This is a genomic window from Pseudomonas sp. IT-P74, assembly GCF_949768175.1.
Lineage (GTDB): Bacteria > Pseudomonadota > Gammaproteobacteria > Pseudomonadales > Pseudomonadaceae > Aquipseudomonas.
In genome coordinates this window covers 306,893-330,543 of the sequence record NZ_CATKQD010000033.1, presented here as the reverse complement: position 1 = coordinate 330,543, position 23,651 = coordinate 306,893, and the positions used below count along the sequence as shown (strand labels likewise).

Sequence of the window (23,651 nt, the reverse complement as noted above, 5' to 3'; positions counted from 1 at the left end):
TTCTAGGATATCCTTGAGCTATAAGGCAAAGACAGCTACACCATGCTCGATGTGCTGATGCACTTGCAGAAGGTCGCGCCGATCAAGTTCGAGATCGTGGCCGTGAACATGGACCAGAAGCAGCCGGGCTTTCCGGAGCACGTGCTGCCGGCCTACCTCAAGGACCTGGGGATCGAGTACCACATCGTCGAGAAAGACACGTATTCGGTGGTCAAGGAGCTGATTCCGGAAGGCAAGACCACCTGCTCGCTGTGCTCGCGCCTGCGTCGCGGCACGCTCTACACCTTCGCCGATGAAATCGGCGCGACCAAGATGGCCCTCGGTCACCATCGTGACGACATCGTCGAAACGTTCTTCCTGAACATGTTCTTCAACGGTTCGCTCAAGGCCATGCCACCGAAACTGCGCGCCGACGATGGTCGCAACGTGGTGATCCGCCCGCTGGCCTACTGCAACGAAAAAGACATCCAGGCTTACTCGGACTTCAAGCAATTCCCGATCATCCCGTGCAACCTTTGTGGTTCCCAGGAAAACCTGCAGCGTCAGGTGGTCAAGGAAATGCTGCTGGACTGGGAGCGCAAGACCCCGGGCCGTACCGAAAGCATTTTCCGCAGCCTGCAGAACGTGATCCCGTCGCAATTGGCGGATCGCAATCTGTTCGACTTCACCAGCCTGAAGATCGACGAATCAGCGGCCTCGCGGTTCGTCAACGTGGTCAACCTCTAACCCCAATTACGGTGGGAGCCAGCCTGCTGGCGATTGCAGTGTGTCAGACCCATCATGGTTGACTGATACACCGCCATCGCCAGCAGGCTGGCTCCCACAGGTTTTGTCACAAGTTGGCAGTTCATTTTTCAATTCTCAGGAGAGGGCATGCGCGATTACAAGTGGCTCAATGAATACTGTCTGAACCGCTTCGGTTCGGCGGCTGAACTGGAAGCCCATCTGCCCGCTCCCAAGACCCCGGCGCAACTGCGCAAGATCAGCGACGACCGCTACCTCTCGACGATGGCGCTGCGGGTATTCCGCGCCGGGCTCAAGCACAGCCTGGTGGATGCCAAGTGGCCGGCCTTCGAAGAAGTATTCTTCAAGTTCGACCCGGAAAAAGTCGTGCTGATGAGCGCCGAGCACCTTGAGCGCCTGATGCAGGACACGCGGATCATCCGTCACTTGGGCAAGCTCAAGAGCGTACCGCGTAATGCGCAGTTCATACTGGATGTGGCCCATGAAAAAGGCAGCTTCGGTGCGCTGATCGCCGATTGGCCGGTGACCGATATCGTCGGGCTCTGGACCTTCCTGAAAAAGCGCGGGCATCAGTTGGGCGGGCTGTCGGCCCCGCGCTTCTTGCGGATGATCGGCAAGGACACCTTTGTACCGAGCTATGACGTGGTGGCGGCGTTGAATGCGCAGGACATCATCGACAAGGTACCGAGCAGTCTGCGCGACCTGGCGTTGGTCCAGGACGTGTTCAACCAGTGGCATGAAGAAAGTGGCGGGCGGCCGATGAGCCAGATTTCGATGATGCTGGCTTACACAGTGAATCATTGAGACCTAGTCGCTCCAATCGCGAGCAGGCTCGCTCCCACATTGGATGTGTGTCGTTCACAAAATCCTCTGTGGGAGCGAGCCTGCTCGCGATGGCGTCAGATCAGGCGACAGAGATTTCGCCTTCACCCGCCAGCTTGCGGTTCAACTGATACCGCCACCGCACATACAACAACGCCGAGCAAAACACCGCCAGGCTCGCGCCCATCTCCAGCAAACCGAATACTTGCCGGTTCGGGTCATAGGCCGCCAATGCGCCCTTGATGAAATACAGGTTCACCACGAAGCACATCCACGAATGCCCGCGAGGGCTGCCGATGATCATCCCCGGTGCCAGAATCAGCAGTGGCACCAATTCGATCAACAGGATCACCCAGGGGCGTGCCCCGTGCAGATCGGCAATCGCCAGGTAGTAAACACACAGCAATCCCACCAGCCCGAAAAAACACAGCAGGCTGATGGCGCGCATCGCCTTGACCCGTGGTTCGAGCCATTCGAGGGCGGGCAGGATCTTCGGTTTCTTGGCCACCTCAGCTCTCCAGTTTCTGTGCAGTCTTGGCCAGGCGCATACCCAGCGCGCGGCACAGCGCCACTTCATGGGCATCCAGACCGCTTTTGCCATCGGCGCCGGCGTGGTGGCTGGCGCCGTATGGCGTACCACCGCCCTGGGTTTCCAGCAGTGCCGATTCGCTGTAGGGCAGGCCGGTGATCAGCATGCCGTGGTGCAGCAACGGCAGCATCATCGACAGCAGGGTGGTTTCCTGGCCGCCGTGCAGGCTCGCGGTGGAGGTGAACACACCGGCCGGTTTGCCCACCAGGGCGCCGGTCAGCCACAGGTTGCTGGTACCGTCGAGAAAGTACTTGAGCGGCGCGGCCATGTTGCCGAAGCGGGTCGGGCTGCCAAGCGCCAGGCCGGCGCAGTTCTTCAGGTCGTCGAGGCTGGCATAGAGTGCGCCTTCGTCGGGAATCTCCGGCGAAACGGCTTCGCACTCGGAGGAAATCGCCGGCACCGTGCGCAGGCGGGCCTCAAGCCCGGCCTGTTCGACACCACGGGCGATCTGCCGGGCCATTTCGTTGGTCGAGCCGCTGCGGCTGTAGTACAGAACCAGAATGTACGGTGCACTCATGGCAACAGTTCCAGGATCTGTTCCGGTGGGCGGCCGATGATGGCCTTGTCGCCGACTTCGAGTATCGGTCGCTCCATCAGTTTCGGGTGGGCGGCGATGGCGGCGATCAACTGCGCTTCGCTCAGGCTGCTGTCAGCCAGGTCGAGGGTCTTGTACTCGTCCTCGCCGGTGCGCAGCAATTGCCGCGCGCTGATCCCGAGTTTGCCCAGCAGGCTCTGGATCTGCGCGGCGTCCAGCGGGGTTTCCAGATAGCGGACCACGGTCGGGGTCAGGCCACGGGCTTCAAGCAGTTCGAGCGCACCGCGGGATTTCGAGCAGCGCGGGTTGTGATAAAGCGTCAGATCGGTCATGAGCGGGTCGCATCTTGCGTAAGGTGGCAGCTATTCTAACTGTGCAGCGCGCAATCCAGAACCGTGAGAGGCGATGGGTCGCAGGCGCATTTTATTTTTGACAAGGAACACGACATGACAAGGCGACTGGCAGCAGCATTGGCGATCATCGGAGCGTTGATGCTGGGGGGCTGCGGTAATGACTATGGCATCGACCAGGACGGCCACAAGATCGCCGCCGACCGACTGGACGGCAAATGGCTGGTGCTCAACTACTGGGCAGAATGGTGCGGGCCTTGCCGTACCGAGATACCGGAGTTGAATGCCTTGGCCGAGCAGCTCAAGGACAAGAAAATCGGTGTGTTCGGGGTCAACTTCGACAATGTCCAGGGGCAAGAGCTGAAGGGCGCGAGCGAGAAACTGGGGATCAGGTTCACCGTGCTGGCCCAGGATCCTTCCGAACTGTTCGAGCTGCCGCGCAGCGAGGCGTTGCCGGTGACCTACATCATCGATGACAAGGGCAAGGTGCGTGAGCAGTTGATGGGTGAACAGACGGCGGCGGGGGTGATGGCGAAGCTTGAGGCGTTGCAGGCGAAGAATTGATTTTGCAGGAGCCGGCAAGCCGGCTCCTGCAAGGCTACGATCAACCCTCCTCAAGCCACCAACGCAGCGGCTTGCCTTCGGCTGGCCAGAAGCGGATCTGCTCGATCGGGGAGACGTCCCAGCGCTGGACGTTTTCCAGGGCCTGAAGGAAGCGTTTTTCCTGTTCCATCAGCGCCGGCGCGCACAATTTGCGGGTGCTGCCGATTTTGCCGAAAGTCAGTTTGTCGCCATCGAGGGTGTACGGCGCAAACCAGTGGTTGCAGCCGCCATTGCCGTACGCCCGGCCGTCTTCGCCGAGGGTGATGGTCAGGTGGCTGTAGTCCATCAACGGTCGCTCGCCGATCCACTCCAGAATGTAGCTGCGATTGTGTTCAAGCTGCACCGGCTCGGCGGCGCAGCCCAGCAGGCTGGCGCCGACCATGGCGCTCACAGCGAGGCGTTTCATCACGCAGGCTCCTGGCATTTCGGGCACAGGTGTTTCTCGCCAACGGTGGTCCAGCCCAATTCGGCAATCCTTGCGGTGGCGGCAGGTTTTTCGGCCTTGTTGCCCAGCTTGGCATCGACGGCGAACTCGAAGCTCAGCTCTTTGGCGCAGCTGTCACAGTTCACTTGCCAGGTGTGGATGGCCAGTTCGCCGAACACCGGGCCACTGGCCACCGCGACCCATTGGCCGGGAGGGTTGATCAGGTGGCGAACCGTTTCGACGGTCAGGCGCATGGACAAGTCCCTGGCACCCTTGAGGGTCACGACCAGCACGTCATTGTTGCGAATCGAACCACCGTTGCCGGTGACTTGATAGCGCCCCGGCACCAGGGCGCGGCATTCGGTGAGGGTGTGTTGCGGGTTCATCAGGCTGTAGCGGAAATCGTGTTCGACCATGGGTCCTCCAAATATGCGCGATATGCTAGCACGGGCTTGCACGCCGCATCGCGCAGGCAGATGACCTTCGATCCGTTTCAGTCGCCCGTGACCTGGTTTTCCGGGGTGCCCGCCGTCCAGGCTGCAATGTTGCGCATTGTGGTGGCGGCAATCGCGTCCAGCGCTTCGCGGGTCAGGAAGGCCTGGTGCGCGGTGACGATCACGTTAGGAAAAGTCAGCAGCCTGGCCAGTACGTCGTCTTGCAACGGCAGGTCGGAGCGGTCCTCGAAGAACAACTGCGCCTCTTCCTCATATACATCCAGCCCCAGGTAACCCAGGCGTCCGTCTTTCAGTGCGTCGATCAGTGGCGGGGTGTCCACCAGGCCGCCACGTCCGGTATTGATCAGCATCGCGCCCGGTTGCATGTGCGCCAGGGACTCGCGGTTGATCAAGTGCCTGCTCTGCTCGTTGAGCGGGCAGTGCAGGCTGATGATCTGCGAGTCGGCCAGCAATTGCGGCAGGCTCAGGTAGCGCGCGCCGAGGGCTTCGACCTGTGGGTTGGGGTAGGGGTCATAGGCCAGTAACTGGCAGCCAAATCCGCCCATGATTTTGGCGAAGGTGGCGCCAATCTGACCGGTGCCGACCACGCCGACGGTCTTGCCCACCAGATCGAAACCGGTCAGCCCCTGCAGTCTGAAATCCCCTTCGCGAGTGCGGTTGTAGGCGCGGGGCAAGCGGCGGTTGAGTGCGAGGATCAGCGCTACGGCATGTTCGGCCACGGCGTGGGGCGAATAGGCCGGGACGCGCACGATGGCCAGTCCCAGTCGCTTTGCCGCTGGCAAGTCGACATGGTTGTAACCGGCCGAGCGCAGGGCGATCAGGCGTGTGCCACCGGCGGCCAGGCGTTCGAGTACCGCCGCGCCTAGGTCATCATTGATGAATGCGCAAACCGCTTCATACCCTTGGGCGAGCGCCACCGTGTCGAGGCTCAGGCGCGCAGGCTGAAATTGCAGCTCGATGCCGGGCGGTTGCTCGGCCGCGAGGAAGCTGTCGCGGTCGTAGTTCTGGCTGCTGAAAAGTATCGTACGCATGCGGTGCTCCTTGAAGGTGGCCTGCGCCGTTGAGCAAGCCGGCATTCGACAGTCGTCAGGTTAGCTTGCCGGCAACCCTTCGCGATTGCGCTGCATCAAGCATTCATACGCGCCTGGGCCGCCAGGCGATTGATTGCCCGGTCGAGCTCATCCAGTGCCACGCCGGCTTTCGGGTCCTGTTGCTTGAGCAGGGTTTCACTGCGTTGGCAGGCCGCACGCAATTGCGGTACGCCGCAGTAACGCGTCGCGCCATGCAGGCGATGGACCCGTTCGATCAGGGCGTTGTGGTCATTGCTTTGCTGAGCCTGTCGGATGGCTTCGCGGTCAGCCTCCAGTGACGCCAGCAGCATTGCCAGCATGTCTGCAGCCAGGTCAGCCTTGCCGGCGGCCAGGCGCAAGCCCTCCTCGTGGTCGAGCACCAGCAGGTCTTGAGCGCCAGCATGCCCATCGCCGGAGCGCTCCGGGCTGTGATTGCGTAGCGCCAGGCCGGTCCACTTCAGCACCACCTGGGCCAATTGCCGTTCGCTGATCGGTTTGGTCAGGTAGTCGTCCATGCCGCTTTGCAGCAGCGCGCGTTTTTCGTTGGCCATGGCGTGGGCGGTGAGGGCCACGATCGGCAAAGGCGTGCAATGGCGTTCGCTTTCCCATTGGCGGATCGCCTCGGTGCTCTGGCGACCGTCCATGCCGGGCATCTGCACGTCCATCAACACCAGATCGAATGTCTCGTTCTGCACAGCCTTGACGGCGGCATAACCGCTTTCTACCGCGAGTACCCTGGCGCCCATGTCTTCGAGCAGGGTCTGCACCAGCATCAGGTTGGCCGGATTGTCGTCGACGCAAAGCACCTTCGGGGCGCGACTGGACAGCGGTTCGCCCGGTTCGCTGCGCATCGGACGCGGGCTGACCAGGTCAGACAGGGAGCGTCGCAGCTTGCGGGTGCAGGCCGGTTTCGCCTGGAGCTGGCTGTGGGGGTTGGGCACGGAAAGATGAAAGAGCGTCTGTTCCGTGGTCGGGCACAGCACCAACACTTTGCAGCCAAGATGTTCGAGGTCCCAGATGTGCTGGTTCAGGCGTTCCGGCGGCATGTCGTTACTGGTGATGCCGAGCACGGCAAGGTCGATCGCCTGGTCGGTCTGGTGGGCGGCGGTGACGCCATTGGTCAGGCTTTCCAGGGTATTGAACGGTGTGGTACTGAGGCCGCAGTCTTCCAGTTGATGCTGCAATGCCTGCCGCGCCAGCTCGTGGTTTTCCAGTACCGCCACCCGGCGCCCGAGCAAGGGCGCGCAGGGCAGGTCTTCGGCATCGTCGCGGGTTTTCGGCAGGCTCAGGCTGATCCAGAACTCCGAGCCTTCCCCCGGCGTGCTGTCGACACCGATCTCGCCGCCCATCTGTTCAATCAGACGCTTGGAAATCACCAGGCCCAGGCCAGTGCCGCCGGGTTGCCGCGACAGCGAGTTGTCGGCCTGGCTGAAGGCCTGGAACAGGGCGCGTACGTCCTGGTTCGACAGACCGATGCCCGTGTCCTGAATGCTGATGCGCAACTGCACGGTGTCTTCGTGTTCTTCTTCGAGCATGGCGCGGGCGACGATGGTGCCTTCGCGGGTGAACTTGATCGCGTTGCTCACCAGGTTCGTCAGAATCTGCTTGAGCCGCAGCGGGTCGCCCACCAGTGACAGCGGTGTGTCCCGGTACACCAGGCTCACCAGTTCCAGCTGCTTGGCGTGGGCGGCCGGGGCGAGGATGGTCAGGGTGTCCTGCAGCAGGTCGCGCAGGTTGAACGGAATATGGTCGAGCACCAGTTTGCCGGCCTCGATTTTCGAGAAATCGAGAATCTCGTTGATGATGCCCAGCAGGCTGTCGGCGGATTTTTCGATGGTGCCCAGGTAGTCGAGCTGGCGCGGGGTGAGCTCGCTTTTTTGCAGCAGGTGGGTGAAGCCGAGAATGCCGTTGAGCGGCGTGCGGATTTCATGGCTCATGTTGGCCAGGAATTCGGACTTGATCCGGCTCGCTTCCAGGGCTTCCTTGCGCGCCAGGTCCAGCTCGATGTTCTGGATCTCTATGGTTTCCAGGTTCTGGCGCACATCTTCGGTGGCCTGGTCGATGCTGTGCTGCAATTCTTCCTGGGCGTTCTGCAGGGTGCCGGCCATGCGGTTGATGCCGGAGGCCAGTTCGTCCAGTTCCTGGCTGCCGAGGGGCGGCAAGCGGGTTTCCAGATGACCGTCCTTGAGTTGGGCCACGGCCTGCTTGATCTGGCTCAACGGCCGATTGATCGTGCGCCCCATTCGCAGGGCCAGCAATGCCGCCCCCGTCAGCCCCCCGGCAATCAGCATCAGGCTGGCGAACAGGCTGCGGTAACCACGTAACAGCATGCTGTTGTGGGACAGTTCAAGCTCGACCCAGCCCAGCAGGCGGTCGGCTTCTTCGGGAATCACGTCTCCGGCCAGGTTGCGGTGTTTGCCGAATACCGGCAGCAGATAGCGGGTCGCATCGCTGCCACTGCGGCGCAGCATCTGCGTGCCACTGCCGGAAGGTGTCTGGTTGAGCATGGTCGGGCCGGCGTGGGCCAGCAGCGTGCGGTCAGGAGCCAGGAAGGTCACCGCCCGTACGTCGGTTTGTTCCAGGGCCTGGGTGGCGATGCGCTCGAGCAGTTCGTTGTCCTGATGGCCCATGGCTGGCGCCGCCAGTGGAGCCAACTGCTCTGCGATCATTTCGCCGCGCTGCATGAGCTGGGTTTGCAGGTCAGCCTGTTGCATCCAGGTAAAATATCCCCCCAGCACTAACGCCATCAGGCTGGTTGGCAGCAGGGTCAGCAACAGCACGCGGCCTTTGATTCCCAGTTTCTTGAGCACGCATCTCTCCTGCATCCCGCAATTTATTGACCTGCACATGCATCCACCATGCATCCCTTGCGCAGTGTAGCGATTTGCTTGCGGGCAATCCTCGTAAAAATGATGCAGTCATTCGTCGGCCAGGACGAGTCATTGGTGATATAGGCCAACCGCAGGTTGCTCCTGACGAGGCAATCTTGAATAATCGCTCAACTGAGAATTATTTGCAGATAGTCATGACTCCCATCACTGCCGGCCTCCCGCGAATCCTGTCCATCGAAGACGACCTTGTGCTCGGCGCCTACGTGCATGAGCACCTGGACCGTAGCGGTTTTCAGGTGACCTGGTGCCAGAACGGCCAGGAGGGCCTGGACATTGCCCGCCGGCAGCCTTTCGATGTGGTGTTGATGGATATTCTGCTGCCGGGCATGGACGGTCTGGCGGTACTGACCCAGTTGCGTCAGAGCCATTCCACCCCGGTGTTGCTGATGTCGGCCCTCGGTGCCGAAGCCGACCGTATCAGCGGCTTTCGCCTGGGGGCCGATGATTACCTGCCAAAGCCCTTCAGCATGGTGGAGTTGCGGGTGCGCATCGAAGCCATTCTGCGCAGGGTGGCACTCGACCGCCGGCCGGTGCCGACAGCGCCTGCTCCTTCGATGGACAGCCTGCGTTTCGACGATGAAAGCTTCGAGGTCTTTTACGGGGAACAGGCTGGCGGCCTGACCCGCAGCGAGTATCGGTTGCTGGAGACGTTGCACCGCACTACCGATGAAGTACTGAGCAAAGCCTTCCTTTATCAACAGGTGCTGCAACGCGGTTATGCGGCCCATGACCGTAGCCTGGACATGCACATCAGCCAGATCCGTCGCAAGCTCAAGGCCATCGGCTACACCGAGCGCGAAGTGCGTACGGTATGGGGCAAGGGCTACATCCTGAGCGCCGCCGATGAAATGTAATTTGCCGGGCAGGCATTCGCTGTTCTGGAAACTGGCCTGTCTATTGGTCGCTTTCTGTCTGCTGATGATCTGGCTGAGTTGGTCCTGGGGTCGGTACATGGAGCAGCGTAACCAGTTCCTCTCCGATGAGGCCCGTGGCACCCTGACACGCTATGCCGCCGAGGCCGAGCAGGCATGGCGGCAGCGGCAGGGCGCCGGTGTCGATGACTGGCTGCAAGGCATGCATCAGCGGGAAAAAGGCTGGGTCGGTGTAATCGGCGGTGATTTGCAGTCCTTGAGCAACCAATCGCTGACAGACAAGGAAGTCGAGCGCCTGACTTTTTTGCGCGGCCTCGATTGGCCGATCCACAAGAAAGGCCAACCCTGGATGCGCATACCGTTTCCCGGTGACCCGTCCGCCGGCAGCCTGGTGATCGAGTTGCCCAAGCGCTTCGTACCCGGGCGTTACCGGGTGTTCTGGCGGGTGATCACCAACGGCGTGATTCCGGGAATGTTCACCTTGCTGCTGTGCGTCGGGTTGTATCGCTTGCTGGTGGTGCCGCTCAACAGCCTGCGTGAACAGGCCAATGCCTGGCGTGCCGGTCAACTGAACGTACGACTGTCGAGCCGCACCACCAATCGTTCCGATGAACTGGGCGAGTTGGGCAGGGCGTTCGATCACATGTCCGAGCGCCTGCAAAGCACCGTGGCCTTGCAGCAACAGTTATTGCGCGACCTGTCCCACGAATTGCGTACGCCGCTGAGCCGCCTGCGCGTGGCCAGTGAAAGTGAACAGGGGCTCGAAGCCTTGCGCGAACGCATCGGCCGTGAGGTCGATGGCATGCAGCGCCTGGTGGAAGACACATTGCAACTGGCGTGGCTCGATACCGAACGCACCCGGTTGCCCGACGAAGCGATCCAGGTCCAGGCCCTGTGGGAAATGCTCACTGAGAACGCCTGCTATGAAAGTGGTTGGCCCGATACGCAGTTGCAATGCACGGTGGATGCATCCTGCTGGGTTCGCGGTCATCTCAACACCCTGGCCCAGGCGCTGGAAAACATTCTGCGTAATGCGATTCGGCATTCACCGGCGGGAGGCATTGTCCAACTGGGCGGTCGGCGTGATGGCGATTTCTGGCACCTGTGGCTGGAGGATCACGGCGGCGGCGTGGCGCAAGCTGATCTGGAGCGGATCTTCCTGCCGTTTACCCGACTGGACGGTTCGCGGCCGGGGGATGGTGGGTTCGGCCTCGGCTTGAGCATCGCCCGAAACGCGGTGCAGCGTCAGGGCGGACAGCTGTGGGCGCAGAACACCGGGACCGGGTTGCGCCTGAATATGCGGTTGTTGGCGGATGATGGCGATGTCAGTGACAACGCCATCGCGAGCAGGCTCGCTCCCACATTGACCGTGTTTCAACCACAAATTGTGTGATCACCTCAGCCCTCTGTGGGAGCGAGCCTGCTCGCGATGAGGCCCTTCCACACACCGATAAATCCGGGCTTATTCCCATAAACCATAAGCACCACACTTTGCGTGATATGGCCTGCGAACGTTTGCCGGTATGATAGGCCCCCCCGCAGTCTGGATTGCGAATACGCCATGACCTTGCAGTACCCAACCATCGCCGATTGCGTCGGCAACACTCCGCTGGTCCGTTTGCAGCGCCTGCCCGGCGCCACCAGCAATACCCTATTGCTCAAGCTCGAAGGGAACAACCCGGCGGGTTCGGTCAAGGACCGTCCGGCGCTGTCGATGATCACCCGCGCCGAACTGCGCGGGCAGATCCACGCCGGCGATACGCTGATCGAGGCGACCTCGGGCAACACCGGGATCGCCCTGGCCATGGCCGCCGCGATCAAGGGTTACAAGATGATCCTGATCATGCCGGACAACTCCAGCGCCGAGCGCAAGGCAGCCATGACCGCCTATGGCGCCGAGCTGATTCTGGTCAGCCAGGAAGAAGGCATGGAAGGCGCCCGTGACCTGGCGCAGAAGATGGAAGCCGAAGGTCGCGGCAAGGTACTGGATCAGTTCGCCAACGGTGACAACCCCGAGGCGCACTACACCACTACTGGCCCGGAAATCTGGCGCCAGACCCAGGGCACCATCACTCATTTCGTCAGCTCCATGGGCACCACCGGCACCATCATGGGCGTGTCGCGCTACTTGAAAGAGCAGAACGACAACGTGCAGATCGTCGGCCTGCAACCGATGGAAGGCTCGGCGATCCCGGGTATCCGCCGCTGGCCTCAGGAATACCTGCCGAAGATCTACCAGGCCGACCGCGTGGACCGGATCGTCGACATGGCCCAAAGCGAAGCCGAAGACGTGACCCGTCGTCTGGCCCGCGAAGAAGGCATTTTCTGTGGTGTGTCCTCGGGCGGTGCCGTGGCGGCAATGCTGCGTCTGTCCAAAGAAGTTGAAAACGCGGTGATCGTCGCGATCATCTGCGACCGTGGCGACCGTTACCTGTCGACCGGCATTTTCGACGCGCCCAACTGATGGCCAAACATGAAAGAGGCCTGCGCTTCCAGCCCACCGGCGGCAGCAAGGCCCCGCAAGTCCCGACCGGCAAAAAGCAGCGCCTGACCATCGAGCGCCTGGCCAATGACGGTCGCGGTATCGCGTTTTTCGAAGGTCGCACCTGGTTCGTCATCGGCGCTTTGGCCGGTGAAGAGATCGAGGCGCGCGTCCTCGGTGCCCACGGCAAAGTGGTCGAGGCGCGCACCGAACGGGTGTTCAAGGCCAGCGAATTGCGCCGCCCGGCGCCGTGCGCCCATGCCGGCCGCTGCGGTGGTTGCAGCGTGCAACATCTGCCCCACAACGAACAGCTTGCCCTGAAACAGCGCATGCTCGCCGAGCAGTTGTCGAGGGTCGCGGGCGTCGAACCCGAAGAGTGGGCGGCGCCATTGAGCGGTGCGGAGTTCGCTTATCGGCGTCGTGCTCGCGTCGCGGTGCGCTGGGACATGAAGGCGAAAAAACTCGAAGTCGGTTTCCGTGCCGCCGGCAGCCAGGACATTGTGGGCATCGATGATTGCCCTGTGCTGGTACAGCCTTTGCAACCGATCATGGCCCGCTTGCCGGAGATGCTGCGGCGCTTGAGCAAACCCCAGGCACTTGGGCATGTGGAGTTGTTCAGCGGCTCGACGCTGGCCGTGTTGCTGCGGCACATGGCGCCGCTGTCCGACGCCGACCTGACCATCCTCAAGGATTTCTGCGCGTTCCATCAAGCCCAGTTGTGGCTGCATGGCGACGGCGAACCACAACCGGTCGAGGTCGATCAGTCGTTGGGCTATCGTCTTGAACAGTGGGGCCTGGAGCTGGCGTATCGTCCAGGCGATTTCATCCAGGTCAACGCCGCGGTCAACGAAGCGATGGTCGCCCAGGCGCTGGACTGGCTGAAGCCGACAGCGGATGAGCGCGTACTCGACCTGTTCTGTGGCCTTGGCAACTTTGCCTTGCCGCTGGCCAGGGCCGCTCGTGAAGTGGTGGCGGTCGAAGGCGTGCAAGTGATGGTCGATCGGGCAGCGGCGAATGCCGCTAGCAACAATTTGCATAATGCGAAGTTTTTTCAGGCCGATTTATCCCTGCCTTTGACGGACGCCGAATGGGCCGCCGAAGGCTTTTGTGCGGTACTCTTGGACCCACCGCGTGACGGTGCTTTCGAGGTTGTGCGCAAGCTCAGGAGCCTGGGCGCCGAACGTTTGGTGTATGTGTCGTGCAATCCGGCGACGCTGGCGCGCGACACGGTCGAATTGATCAAGCAGGGCTACCGGTTAAAACGTGCCGGGATTCTCGATATGTTTCCTCAAACGGCACATGTCGAGGCCATGGCGTTATTTGAAGCGAGCTAGGATGCTCGTCTGGTCCGACTGGCCCGCCCGTGCAGCCGCGCACGGGCAACGAAGGTCAGCGATTTGACGCATTGAATCTGCGTCGTAGGGAAGGTAAGCAAGATGGTACAGGTGAGAGCACACCAGCCAATCAACACCGACGGCAGTATCAATCTCGAGGCTTGGCTCGATCATGCGGTCAGTGTCGATCTGGCACTGGATCGCGAAGCCTTGAAAGAGGCCTGCGAGTACGCTCGCGAGGCCGAACAACAAGCCAATGCGGCACAGAATCTGTGGTCGGAAGGTAACTCGACTTTCCGTACCGGGCTTGAGATCGCCGAGATTCTCGCCGATCTCAAACTCGACCAGGACTCACTGGTCGCCGCGATCCTGTATCGAGGCGTACGTGAAGGCCAGATCAAGTTGCCGGCCGTCAGCCAGCGCTTTGGTCCGGTGGTGTCCAAGCTCATCGACGGCGTGCAGCGCATGGCCGCGATCAGCGACAGCCTGAGCCCGCGTAAATCCCTGGTGCTGGGCACCCAGGGCCAGGTGGAAAACCTGCGCAAGATGCTGGTGGCCATGGTCGACGACGTTCGCGTCGCCCTGATCAAGCTGGCCGAGCGTACGTGCGCAATCCGTGCGGTGAAGACCGCCGACGACGAAAAGCGCAACCGCGTGGCCCGTGAAGTCTTTGACATCTACGCGCCGCTGGCCCATCGCCTGGGTATCGGTCACATCAAGTGGGAACTGGAAGACTTGTCTTTCCGTTACCTCGAACCCGACCAGTACAAGCAGATCGCCAAGCTGCTCCATGAGCGGCGACTGGATCGCGAGCGTTTCATCAGCGACGTGATGAGCCAGCTGAAAAACGAATTGCAGGCCACCGGCGTCGATGCCGACATCAGCGGCCGGGCCAAACACATCTATTCGATCTGGCGCAAAATGCAGCGCAAGGGTCTGGAGTTCAGCCAGATCTACGACGTGCGTGCCGTGCGCGTGCTGGTGCCGGAAATGCGCGATTGCTACACCGCGCTCGGCATCGTCCACACCCTGTGGCGACACATCCCGAAAGAGTTCGACGACTACATCGCCAACCCCAAGGAAAACGGTTATCGCTCGCTGCACACCGCGGTGATCGGGCCCGAGGGCAAGGTGCTGGAAGTGCAGATCCGCACTCACTCGATGCACGAAGAAGCCGAACTCGGCGTGTGCGCGCACTGGCGCTACAAGGGCACCGACGTCAAGTCCGGCTCCAATCACTACGAAGAGAAAATCTCCTGGCTGCGCCAGGTGCTCGAATGGCACGAAGAGTTGGGTGACATCGGCGGGCTGGCGGAACAGTTGCGGGTGGATATCGAGCCGGACCGGGTCTACATCTTCACCCCGGACGGTCACGCCATCGATTTGCCGAAGGGCGCGACCCCGCTGGACTTCGCCTACCGCGTCCACACCGAAATCGGTCACAACTGCCGTGGCGCCAAGATCAACGGGCGCATCGTGCCGCTCAACTACAGCCTGCAAACCGGTGAACAGGTCGAGATCATCACCAGCAAGCACGGCACCCCGAGCCGTGACTGGCTGAACCCGAACCTGGGCTACGTCACCACGTCGCGGGCACGGGCGAAGATCGTTCACTGGTTCAAGCTGCAGGCTCGTGACCAGAACGTCGCGGCCGGTAAAACCCTGCTCGAGCGCGAACTCAATCGCCTCGGCCTGCCGGCGGTGGATTTCGACAAGCTGGCCGACAAGGCCAACATGAAAACCGCCGAAGACCTGTTCGCCGCCCTCGGCGCCGGGGATCTGCGCCTGGCGCAACTGGTCAACCTGGCGCAGCAACTGGTCGAGCCGGAGCGTGGCAACGAACAGCTTGAACTGATTCCACGCAAGGCCACCGGCTACAAACCGGGCAAGCGCGGCGACATCCAGATCCAGGGCGTCGGCAACCTGATGACCCAGATGGCCGGCTGCTGCCAGCCGCTGCCGGGGGATGCCATCGTCGGTTACATCACCCAGGGCCGTGGGGTGAGCATTCACCGCCAGGACTGCGCCTCGGTGCTGCAACTGAGCGGGCGCGAGCCGGAACGGATCATCCAGGTCAGCTGGGGCCCGGTGCCGGTGCTCACCTATCCGGTGGATATCGTCATTCGTGCCTACGACCGTTCCGGTCTGCTGCGTGACGTCTCGCAGGTTTTGCTCAACGAGCGGATCAACGTGCTGGCGGTCAACACCCGTTCGAACAAGGAGGACAACACTGCGTTGATGTCCCTGACCATCGAGATTCCGGGGCTGGATGCATTGGGGCGGTTGCTGGGGCGGATTTCCCAGTTGCCGAACATCATCGAAACCCGGCGTAACCGTACGCCCTGAGACGGGAGCGCTTTACTGTAGGAGCGAGCTTGCTCGCGATGAACCAGAGAACGGCGCGTTCATTCAGATTGCACGCGTCATCGTTAACGTCCATCGCGAGCAGGCTCGCTCCTACAGGGAGCGGAAAGAGACTGAACGATGTATTCACTTGAAGACCTGCTGCACCTGATGAACCGCCTGCGCGACCCGCAGTACGGTTGTCCGTGGGACATCAAGCAAACCTGGGCCACCATCGTCCCGCACACCCTTGAAGAAGCCTATGAAGTTGCCGATGCCATCGAGCGCGGCGACTTCGATCACGTGCAGGGCGAGCTGGGCGATCTGTTGTTGCAGGTGGTGTATTACAGCCAATTGGCCCGGGAAGAAGGGCGCTTCGAGTTCGCCGGCGTGGTCGACAGCATCACCCGAAAGCTGATCCGCCGTCATCCTCACGTGTTCCCCACCGGCGATCTCTACGCACCACTGGATGTCCCACGCCTGAGCGAAGCGCAGGTCAAGCAGCGTTGGGAAGAGATCAAGGCCGAGGAGCGCGCGGAGAGGTCCTCGGCGCCTGAACAGCTGTCGTTGCTCGATGACGTCCCCGCTGCAATGCCGGCGTTGTCACGCTCGGCGAAATTGCAAAAGCGCGCAGGGCAGGTCGGCTTCGACTGGCCGGACGCCTTGCCGGTGTTGGATAAAGTGCGTGAAGAGCTCGATGAAGTCCTCGAAGCCATGTCGGAAAATGATCCCGAGGCCGTGGCCGACGAGATCGGTGACCTGCTGTTTTCCGTGGTCAATCTGGCGCGGCATCTCAAGGTTGATCCGGAAACGGCACTGCGTGGCGCCAACGCCAAGTTTGAAAGACGCTTTCGTTTTATCGAACAGGCATTGCGCGACACCCGCCGTCCCATGGAAGATTGCACCCTCGAAGAGTTGGACGCCTTGTGGGGCGAAGCCAAACGTCAGGAAAAGAATTTGCCCAGCTGCGGTTGAGCAGTGGCCTAAGTGAGTAATAAGCACCATGAGCATTTCCCTTCGCGACCAGTTGCTCAAAGCAGGGCTGGTCAACCAGAAGCAGGCCAAGCAGGTCAGCAAAGACAAGCAGAAACAGCAACGCCTGGCCCACAAAGGCCAGATCGAGCTGGATGACTCCCAGCAGCGCGCGGCACAGGAAGCCATGGCCGAGAAGGTCAAGCGCGACCAGGAGCTCAACCGACAGCAGCAGGAAAAGGCTGAGGCCAAGGCCCGTGCCGCGCAGGTCAAGCAATTGATCGAAGTCTCGCGTTTGCCGAAATTGACGACCGAGGATTACTACAACTTCGTCGACGACAAGAAGGTCAAGCGCATCTGCGTCAACACCCTGATGCGCAACAAGCTCAGCAGCGGTTCGCTGGCCATCGTGCATCACGCTGGCGGCTACGAAGTGATTCCGCGCGAGGCGGCATTGAAGATTCAGGAGCGCGACCCGCAACGCATCGTGCAGTTGAATGTGCAGACCGAAGAAGTCAGCGTCGAGGACGATCCGTACGCGGCCTACAAGATCCCTGATGATCTGATGTGGTAATCGCTTCTCTGGCATTACATGTTTGTTAGTACATTGCTGGATTAATCAATTGAACCCGAAAGGTCGCGTCGATACGATCTCTCGGGTTTTCTTTTGCCCGAAGTATTCTCAGGGAAGAGAACTAATGGAATGAAGTTCAATGAATAAGGATATTCTCAATGCTGGTAAGTATCGCCTCGTTACGCCAACCCACTTTTAAATCGCAGCTTTCACAGCCGCGACAACTCGATCAATCCATTCACGATTACCTGGACGACGAGCTTGTCGTACGGGCGGAGCTTGTACGCCGAAAGATCAAGATCGCTGCGAAAGCTGCTCGCGACGATCACGGCAGTCCCGCGTGCGTTTTCGTTACCTTGCCTGAGTTTTTCTGGAACATTCCCTGGCACGAAGTCCGTAATGAACAGGAGCTTCACGAGCTGAACTCTGCCTATCTGACGAAGGTGACTGAATGTGTGACGCTTTTGATAAGCGATCTGCCAGTGGAGCGCTACGGCAAGATCGTTTTATTGGCGGGAAGTTGTGCGACGTTGATCAAGGTGGGAGAGGGGGAGTCGAGCTATTACGATGTCATCAATTATGTGCTGACCATTTCCAATAAGGAATATGAGGTCGACATGCCGCTGATGTCGATGTGGCCGAAACGTTATGTGTCAGGAATTGATTTTGGAAAAAATGTAGGAGCGGAAGACGGGTACTGGTTTTTCAAGTTGTTCGATCAGGTCGTGGTAAGGGTAAAGACAGTCAGTAGTGTGCAGGCCGAGCACAGTTACTTTGGTGGCTACGAAGGAACGTTTATTAACAGCCTTGTAGCGGGTTGCCCATTCGGCATCAATTTGTGCCTGGATTATGCGGTGTTGAAAGACGGTGAGCGCGACAAGGAAGTTGAACTGACGGGGGCAAAAATCGATTTTCTGATTGCCTGTGGCATGGACTTCGATTACGGCAAGCGTCATCTGTCTTCGCTTCAGTTTGCCGTCCGCAATGACGGCATGGGCGATGGTGAGTGCGAGGTGGTGAAACTTGAGGCGGGCTGGATCGTCGGTGTTGTTCCTTCGGTGGTGATCGACGACACCCTTCATTTAGCGGCCTTTCAGATTGCCTGAGCCGCGTGCCTTGGTCGCAGCCTGCCCGTGGGGGGAGGGGCAGGCTGCACGGTGGTGGAGTCTGTCTTCAACGGGTTGCGAGCTCGCGGTCGCGCTCGAGCATTTCCAGTTCGGCCCTGTAGTGTTGCGCTTCGGTCTCGGAGTGGAACATCCCGACCAGCAGGTCTTGTTGATGCACGTCCCAGATCCGGATACCGGCGGCTACACCCTCGTGGGATTTATGTGAATCGTCGCGTTCGGTTACTTTTACAGTCATCTGCTAGCTCCAATCTCTGTTATCTGCAGCAAGGCGTGTGCAGGTCTCTGTTATAGATGTTGGTAGCTTGCTAAGTAAACGACTGAGTTTGGTACGGGTTTTTTACAAAAACGGAAACAGTCCTGCAGCCCGCTAAACACGCGACATTCGGTTGCTGGGCATTAAGTTTCATGACAAAAGCTTCATGTTGGAAGCACCGCAAATCCGGTCTCGAGCATAAAACCTGTGGGAGCGAGCCTGCTCGCGAAAGCGGTGTGTCAGCCAATAAATATGTCGACTGATACTCCCTTTTTGCGAGCAGGCTCGCTCCCACAGGTCTTGCATCTGTCTTGGGCTTTTCTCAAGGCAAAAAAAACGCCCCGAACCAGTCGGGGCGTTTTTTGTGCGGCGTTATGACGGGGTATTACTTACCCTGCCAGCGCTTCAGTACCAAGGTGGCGTTGGTGCCACCGAAACCGAAGCTGTTGCTCATCACGGTGTTGATGCTGGCGTTTTCGCGGGTCTTGGTCAGTACCGGCAGGTCGGCCACTTCAGGGTCCAGCTCGTCGATGTTGGCGGAGCCGGCAATGAAGTTGCCTTCCATCATCAGCAGGCAGTAGATCGCTTCGTGAACACCAGCGGCGCCCAGGGAGTGACCCGACAGGCTCTTGGTGGAGCTGATGGCCGGAGCCTTGTCGCCGAACACTTCACGCACGCCTTTCATTTCCGCGACGTCGCCGACCGGGGTCGAGGTGCCGTGGGTGTTCAGGTAGTCGATCGGGGTATCGACGGTGGACAGCGCCTGCTGCATGCAGCGGATCGCGCCTTCGCCGCTCGGAGCAACCATGTCGTAGCCGTCGGAGGTCGCGCCGTAGCCGACGATTTCCGCGTAGATCTTCGCGCCGCGGGCCAGAGCGTGTTCCAGCTCTTCAACCACGACCATGCCGCCACCGCCGGCAATGACGAAACCGTCACGCTTGGCGTCGTAGGCACGGGAAGCTTTTTCCGGGGTTTCGTTGTACTGGGTGGACAGGGCGCCCATGGCGTCGAACAGGAACGATTGGCTCCAGTGTTCTTCTTCACCGCCGCCGGCGAAAACGATGTCCTGCTTGCCCAGCTGGATCTGCTCCATGGCGTTACCGATGCAGTGAGCACTGGTGGCGCAAGCGGAGGAGATCGAGTAGTTCACACCCTTGATCTTGAACGGCGTGGCCAGGCAGGCGGAAACGGTGCTGCCCATGGTCCGCGTGACGCGGTACGGGCCGACGCGCTTGACGCCTTTCTCGCGCAGGATGTCCAGCGCTTCCATCTGGTTCAGGGTCGACGCGCCACCGGAACCAGCGATCAGGCCGGTACGCACGTTGGAAACCTGTTCTTCGGTCAGACCGGAATCTGTGATGGCATCTTTCATGGCCAGGTAGGCATAAGCTGCCGCGTGGCCGACGAAGCGATAGATCTTGCGATCGATCAGTTCTTCAAGGTTGAGGTCAATGGAGCCGGAAACCTGGCTACGCAGACCCATTTCGGCATATTCCGGGTTGAACCGGATGCCAGGGCGGCTTGCACGCAGGTTAGCGGAGACGGTCTCTTTGTCATTGCCCAGGCAAGAAACGATGCCCAGACCAGTGATAACGACGCGGCGCATGCGAATAACCCTTAGAAGTTGTCAGTGGAGGTGAACACGCCGACCCGGAGGCCTTCGGCGGTGTAGATTTCGCGACCGTCGACAGTGACCGAACCGTCGGCGATGGCCAGGTTCAGTTTGCCTTTGAGGACGCGCTTGATATGAATGTTATAGGTGACTTTCTTGGCGGTCGGCAGGACCTGGCCGAAGAATTTCACTTCGCCCGAACCCAGCGCACGACCACGGCCCGGCAGGCCTTGCCAGCCCAGGAAGAAACCGACCAGTTGCCACATGGCGTCCAGGCCCAGGCAGCCCGGCATCACCGGATCGCCTTCGAAGTGGCAGGCGAAGAACCACAGGTCCGGATTGATATCCAGCTCGGCGACCAATTCACCTTTGCCGTACTTGCCACCTTCTTCGCTGATCAGGGTGATGCGATCAACCATCAGCATGTTCGGGGCGGGCAGTTGCGCGTTACCTGGGCCGAACAGCTCACCGCGACTGCAGCGCAGCAGGTCTTCCCGGGTAAAGGCGTTTTGTTTGGTCATGCGAGCTCCTCAATAGTCCCATGCGGCAGGTGGGGCAAATCTTCCCGGCCGATCGAAGCGTTCATGCCTCGAACCGGCAGCCTACTCATAGACTATTGCGTTGTGGTGAAAGTCACAGCACCAAGGACATGAATGTACACTTGTGCACTGAAATTATTATTCAAGCCCCTTTTCGGGCCTGTTCGGGGGCTTAAGACTGCCGCACTTTCGCCTTTCACGCCAGTCGCAGATGCTCGAAAGGCCTGTACTACTGCACCCAGCGTTGCAGAATTTGCTGCAGATCAGTCCGTTTGAACGGCTTGGCCAGGTAATCGTTCATCCCCGCCGACAGGCAGGCTTCACGGTCGCCCTGCAAGGCGTTGGCGGTCAGGGCGATGATCGGCAGGTCGGTGCAACCGGGCAGCTTGCGGATTTGTCGGGTGGCTTCATAGCCATCGATGATCGGCAAGCGGCAATCCATCAGGATCGCTTCAAAGATCAGACTCTCGGCACTGCGTACCGCCTGCGCGCCGTCGGCGGCGACACTGACCTTGAAGCCCAGGCTGCGCAACATGGCTTCGATGACGGTCTGGTTGACCGGGTTGTCTTCGACCAACAGCACATTGCGCCCTTCGCCGTTGCTGTTGCGCGATTGCGCGCGAGGGGGTAACAGCGGTTGTGTCTGCTGGTGCAATGCCAGGGGGATTTCCAGGGTGAACACCGAACCGCGGCCTTCCTCGCTCTGCGCGCGCAAGGTGCCCCCCATGCGTTCGGCCAGGGTACGGGCAATCGGCAGGCCCAGCCCCGTGCCACCGTAGCGTCTCGAGATAGAGCTGTCGGCCTGCTGGAACGCGTTGAACATCAATTCCAGGCTTTGCGCCGGGATGCCGATACCGCTGTCGCGCACGGTGCAGGTGAACCACAGCAACTCGTGGTCCAGCGACTGCCACTGCGCCTCGATGGTGACGCGGCCCTTTTCGGTGAACTTCAGCGCATTGCCGACCAGGTTGACCAGTATCTGCCGGATACGCGTCGGGTCGCCCTTGACCTGCAAGCCGCGCATGTCGTCGGGGATCATCAGTTGCAGGTCCAGACCGCGTTGCGCGGCGCTGTGCTGGAACGACTGGGCGCAACTGACGATCAGGTCGGCGAGGTTGAACGGGATGTGCTCCAGCTCCAGCTCTGAACGTTCGATCCGCGAGAAATCCAGGATGTCGTTGATGACCTTGAGCAAGTGCTCGGTGGATTCCGAGGCCAGCGCCGCGTACTCCACCTGCTCCTCGGTCATGTCGGTGGTTTCAAGCAACTGCAGCATGCCCAGTACGCCATTCATCGGCGTGCGCAGTTCATGGCTCATCATGGCGAGGAAATCGGATTTGGCGTTGTTGGCCTTTTCTGCTTCTTCGCGGGTCTGGATCAACTGCGCCATGGCTTGATGCTGTTCGCGGCTGGCCTGCTCGAGACCGCTGGCGAGGTTGTTGATGTGTTGCGACAGCGCCCCCAGCTCGGTGTCGTCGACAATGGGCAGCGGTGTCTTGTAGTCGCCGTCCTGGATCGCCTTGACCGCATTGCCGATATCACGGATCGGTTGCGACAGGCTGCCCGCCAGGCGCCGGGCCACGAGGAAGGTAAACAGCAGGGCGAACAGCGCCAGGATGGCGGCCTTGAGCACGATTTCCTGCTGGCGCCGGCTGAAGGCATCGTTGGACAGCCCGACGATCACCCGGCCCAGATAGTCTTCGACAGGGGCCACGGTGGCGGTTTTGCTGCTCTGGAAAAAATCATTGTGCAACGCGATGCGCTGGAGCCGTATCGGTGCCTGGAACACTTCGAGCTGTTGCGCGCGATTGTGGTGTTCGTTCGGTTGTTCAACGTACACCAGAACCCGGTTGGCGCTGTCCTGGATTTCCAGAAAACTCACATTGGGCGTGGCCAGCGTCGCCTTGAGCAAGGTTTCGAGCACTTCGATGTTGCCCGAAATCACTCCGTACTCGGTGGCCGGGGCCAGTTGATTGGCGATCAACTGGCCGGTGTGGGTGATTTCCTGACGCAGATCCTGGATACGCACGAACGTGAAGAAGCTGATCAGCAACAAGGTCAGCAGCAGTGCAGGGCCGAGGCTGATGAGTTGGGTGCGGGTGTTGATGTCCCAGCGACGGCGAAAGTTCATGGGCGGCGTTCTCCTTCAGCCAGCAGTGCGGCGACAGACGCTTCGTTTATCTGTTCGATACCCAATGAACGCGCCACCTGCGGATTGCTCGCGACCTTGAATCGATGGGGGTAGTGCGTGCGCGGCCAGGTGGCCGGTGGCCGGTCGAGCAATTCGTCGAGGACCGCCAGCCAGTCGCTCTGATCGCTATAGGTGCTGGCCAGGCTCCCGGCCTTGACGAATCCGGCGTTGGGTCCGATCAGCGCCACTTGTCGCGAGTAGCTGCTCAGCAGCAGGTTCTTTGCGGTTTGCGGGTTGTACAGGTCGGCATCATCCAGGCCCAGCAACACGTCACTGTCATTAAGCAGGGCCTGTAATGGACGACTGTCGTGAATGTTGTCCCAGCGCTGAGTGACTATCTCAAGACCCAGGGGGAGGGCGGCCTGACGCAGCTCATTCAAGAGGAATTCACTGTGGGTGTCGTAGAGCACACCGATGCGTCTGGCCTGGGGCAACAAGGTACGGGTCAAGCGCAACTGGCGGTCCAGTGGTGGATCGCTCCATAGCAGGCAAAGGCGCGCAGGCAGCGAGGTGTCCAAGCGTTGCCGGGCTTGCAGGCGGCTGATGCGCAATACGAGTGTCGCCGGGCCTTGGGCGTTCTGCAGGCGCCAGTCGAGGCTGGGCAGGTCGAGCAGTATCAAGCGGATGTTTTCCGGCAGCTTGTCCGGTATCGGCATTTTAGCCAGCGTCTGGAAGCGTATGTTATCGCTTGGTCGCAGCTCGCTCAGGGCTTGGGTAAACGCCCGCACAGCGGGGCTGTCTTCGGCCCCTGTGAGCAAAATGTCGGCCGCATTACTCGCCAGGCTGCCCAGCAGGCCGCTTGTCAGCAGGCAGAGTATGGCCAGCAGCCGACCCAGGGGTGGCATTCTGCAGGCCGGACGATTCGGCAT

The 23,651-nt window shown here is 60.5% G+C and carries 22 protein-coding genes and 1 pseudogene; 11 read left to right on the top strand and 12 right to left on the bottom strand.

The features are described 5' to 3' along the window. Positions 1-24: 24 nt before the first annotated feature. Positions 25-726, top strand: a pseudogene (ttcA, locus tag ACM6J5_RS17925) (tRNA 2-thiocytidine(32) synthetase TtcA); the annotation flags it as partial. Between the two features lie 147 nt (positions 727-873). Beyond that, complete coding sequence (locus ACM6J5_RS17920) at positions 874-1,548, top strand: DNA-3-methyladenine glycosylase I (RefSeq protein WP_095942679.1); 675 nt, start codon at positions 874-876, stop codon at positions 1,546-1,548. Between the two features lie 100 nt (positions 1,549-1,648). Here ACM6J5_RS17920 and ACM6J5_RS17915 read toward each other — a convergent pair whose 3' ends face one another. Genes ACM6J5_RS17915 through arsC form a run of 3 tightly spaced genes read right to left on the bottom strand, consistent with a single transcriptional unit; the run spans position 1,649 to position 3,022 of the window. Then, positions 1,649-2,074 carry a DUF2069 domain-containing protein gene (locus tag ACM6J5_RS17915; RefSeq protein ID WP_150672587.1) on the bottom strand — a complete coding sequence of 142 codons (426 nt, stop codon included), beginning with the start codon at positions 2,072-2,074 and terminating at the stop codon, positions 1,649-1,651. A gap of 1 nt (position 2,075) precedes the next feature. Next, a complete protein-coding gene (gene wrbA, locus ACM6J5_RS17910; protein WP_095942677.1) occupies positions 2,076-2,672 on the bottom strand; it encodes an NAD(P)H:quinone oxidoreductase in 597 nt (198 codons plus the stop codon). After that, on the bottom strand, positions 2,669-3,022 hold the full coding sequence (gene arsC, locus ACM6J5_RS17905) for an arsenate reductase (glutaredoxin) (RefSeq protein WP_150672588.1): 354 nt from the start codon (positions 3,020-3,022) through the stop codon (positions 2,669-2,671). The genes wrbA and arsC overlap by 4 nt, the downstream gene beginning before the upstream one ends. A gap of 114 nt (positions 3,023-3,136) precedes the next feature. Between arsC and ACM6J5_RS17900 the strand changes: the two genes are divergently transcribed. Then, a complete protein-coding gene (locus ACM6J5_RS17900; protein WP_095942675.1) occupies positions 3,137-3,604 on the top strand; it encodes a TlpA disulfide reductase family protein in 468 nt (155 codons plus the stop codon). Positions 3,605-3,644: 40 nt separating this feature from the next. Here the strand turns inward: ACM6J5_RS17900 and ACM6J5_RS17895 are convergent, their stop codons facing one another. The 4 genes from ACM6J5_RS17895 to ACM6J5_RS17880 all read right to left on the bottom strand — a co-directional run bounded on the left by ACM6J5_RS17895 (position 3,645) and on the right by ACM6J5_RS17880 (position 8,402). Further along, the gene (locus tag ACM6J5_RS17895) at positions 3,645-4,049 is read right to left on the bottom strand and encodes an META domain-containing protein (RefSeq protein ID WP_095942674.1); all 405 of its coding nucleotides are present in this window, start codon (positions 4,047-4,049) and stop codon (positions 3,645-3,647) included. Further along, a complete protein-coding gene (locus ACM6J5_RS17890; RefSeq protein WP_095942673.1) occupies positions 4,049-4,483 on the bottom strand; it encodes a hypothetical protein in 435 nt (144 codons plus the stop codon). Before ACM6J5_RS17890 ends, ACM6J5_RS17895 begins: the two co-directional genes overlap by 1 nt. Before the next feature lie 77 nt (positions 4,484-4,560). Beyond that, entirely contained in the window at positions 4,561-5,553 is a 993-nt protein-coding gene (locus tag ACM6J5_RS17885) for a 2-hydroxyacid dehydrogenase (RefSeq protein WP_414929068.1), read from the bottom strand. Between the two features lie 95 nt (positions 5,554-5,648). Then, positions 5,649-8,402, bottom strand: a complete 2,754-nt coding sequence (locus ACM6J5_RS17880) for a response regulator (RefSeq protein WP_095942671.1) — start codon at positions 8,400-8,402, stop codon at positions 5,649-5,651. A 215-nt stretch (positions 8,403-8,617) separates the two neighbouring features. On the opposite strand from ACM6J5_RS17880, the gene ACM6J5_RS17875 reads away from it, so the two are divergent. From ACM6J5_RS17875 to ACM6J5_RS17840, 8 genes are all read left to right on the top strand, one after another. Next, entirely contained in the window at positions 8,618-9,337 is a 720-nt protein-coding gene (locus ACM6J5_RS17875; RefSeq protein ID WP_095942670.1) for a response regulator transcription factor, read from the top strand. Next, positions 9,327-10,748 carry a sensor histidine kinase gene (locus ACM6J5_RS17870; protein ID WP_095942669.1) on the top strand — a complete coding sequence of 474 codons (1,422 nt, stop codon included), beginning with the start codon at positions 9,327-9,329 and terminating at the stop codon, positions 10,746-10,748. Before ACM6J5_RS17875 ends, ACM6J5_RS17870 begins: the two co-directional genes overlap by 11 nt. 168 nt (positions 10,749-10,916) lie before the next feature. After that, positions 10,917-11,819: a cysteine synthase CysM gene (gene cysM, locus ACM6J5_RS17865; RefSeq protein WP_095942668.1), complete on the top strand. Its 903-nt coding sequence runs from the start codon at positions 10,917-10,919 to the stop codon at positions 11,817-11,819. Continuing rightward, a complete protein-coding gene (gene rlmD, locus ACM6J5_RS17860) occupies positions 11,819-13,171 on the top strand; it encodes a 23S rRNA (uracil(1939)-C(5))-methyltransferase RlmD (RefSeq protein ID WP_414929067.1) in 1,353 nt (450 codons plus the stop codon). Before cysM ends, rlmD begins: the two co-directional genes overlap by 1 nt. A 102-nt stretch (positions 13,172-13,273) precedes the next feature. Further along, positions 13,274-15,517 (top strand): GTP diphosphokinase, encoded by a 2,244-nt coding sequence (gene relA, locus ACM6J5_RS17855; RefSeq protein ID WP_095942666.1) that lies wholly within the window; start codon positions 13,274-13,276, stop codon positions 15,515-15,517. Positions 15,518-15,655: 138 nt separating this feature from the next. Next, positions 15,656-16,489, top strand: coding sequence for a nucleoside triphosphate pyrophosphohydrolase (gene mazG / locus ACM6J5_RS17850; protein WP_414929066.1), 834 nt, complete (start codon positions 15,656-15,658; stop codon positions 16,487-16,489). Positions 16,490-16,517: 28 nt separating this feature from the next. Next, positions 16,518-17,060: a DUF2058 domain-containing protein gene (locus ACM6J5_RS17845; RefSeq protein WP_008051468.1), complete on the top strand. Its 543-nt coding sequence runs from the start codon at positions 16,518-16,520 to the stop codon at positions 17,058-17,060. Positions 17,061-17,218: 158 nt separating this feature from the next. Next, positions 17,219-18,166, top strand: coding sequence for a hypothetical protein (locus ACM6J5_RS17840; protein ID WP_095942664.1), 948 nt, complete (start codon positions 17,219-17,221; stop codon positions 18,164-18,166). Between the two features lie 67 nt (positions 18,167-18,233). Here ACM6J5_RS17840 and ACM6J5_RS17835 read toward each other — a convergent pair whose 3' ends face one another. The 5 genes from ACM6J5_RS17835 to ACM6J5_RS17815 form a co-directional block, all read right to left on the bottom strand. After that, positions 18,234-18,422 carry a hypothetical protein gene (locus tag ACM6J5_RS17835; RefSeq protein ID WP_095942663.1) on the bottom strand — a complete coding sequence of 63 codons (189 nt, stop codon included), beginning with the start codon at positions 18,420-18,422 and terminating at the stop codon, positions 18,234-18,236. Positions 18,423-18,825: 403 nt separating this feature from the next. After that, complete coding sequence (fabB, locus tag ACM6J5_RS17830; RefSeq protein ID WP_095942662.1) at positions 18,826-20,046, bottom strand: beta-ketoacyl-ACP synthase I; 1,221 nt, start codon at positions 20,044-20,046, stop codon at positions 18,826-18,828. An 11-nt stretch (positions 20,047-20,057) separates the two neighbouring features. Beyond that, positions 20,058-20,573: a 3-hydroxyacyl-[acyl-carrier-protein] dehydratase FabA gene (gene fabA, locus ACM6J5_RS17825; protein WP_003227150.1), complete on the bottom strand. Its 516-nt coding sequence runs from the start codon at positions 20,571-20,573 to the stop codon at positions 20,058-20,060. Positions 20,574-20,820: 247 nt separating this feature from the next. After that, positions 20,821-22,722: an ATP-binding protein gene (locus ACM6J5_RS17820; protein ID WP_150672595.1), complete on the bottom strand. Its 1,902-nt coding sequence runs from the start codon at positions 22,720-22,722 to the stop codon at positions 20,821-20,823. Next, positions 22,719-23,651, bottom strand: a complete 933-nt coding sequence (locus ACM6J5_RS17815; protein WP_150672596.1) for an ABC transporter substrate-binding protein — start codon at positions 23,649-23,651, stop codon at positions 22,719-22,721. Before ACM6J5_RS17815 ends, ACM6J5_RS17820 begins: the two co-directional genes overlap by 4 nt.